The sequence below is a fragment of the Leptospira semungkisensis genome (assembly GCF_004770055.1).
GTDB lineage: Bacteria > Spirochaetota > Leptospiria > Leptospirales > Leptospiraceae > Leptospira_B > Leptospira_B semungkisensis.
The window spans coordinates 1-433 of record NZ_RQEP01000004.1 but is presented as its reverse complement, the minus strand read 5'-3'; the positions used below and the strand labels follow the sequence as shown (position 1 = coordinate 433).

The window sequence follows — 433 nt, the reverse complement described above, 5'->3', positions numbered from 1 at the left end:
CTTATTAGAACCGTGGTCCTCGAAATTTGCCCTAGGTCTGGATAGTACGAGTCCCAAGAAAAGTTTCAAGTGAGCCGCAGCTCCCACAGCAAGTCCAGTGCAGACTAAAATAAGAAGAGGAAGAATCAGAGCAGCACTCGTATCCGTGACTTCCAAAACAGCGGAGAATAATTTGATAAAAGTCGCTTCGGACAAGAATCCTGTAGTTCCTGGAATCGCAAGAAAACTCATGGTCCCAAGAGCCGCAAGGAATGTAGGAACTCCGCTGATTCTTCCCACACCAGTATTCTCATCCGAATTAGAAGAACCGGAAAGTTTCGTAAGATATCCGAAGAATAAGAATTGGAAAGTCTTGCTGATACTATGATGCACGAGAGAAATTAAGAATAAGACACCGAATGCCTTGCTAAGAGAACGAAGGCTCTCTTGCTCG

At 44.6% G+C, this 433-nt stretch carries 1 pseudogene; it reads right to left on the bottom strand.

Annotation, left to right across the window (positions count from 1 at the left end):
- Positions 1-433 (bottom strand): annotated as a pseudogene (locus EHO59_RS00025) (proton-conducting transporter transmembrane domain-containing protein); the annotation flags it as partial.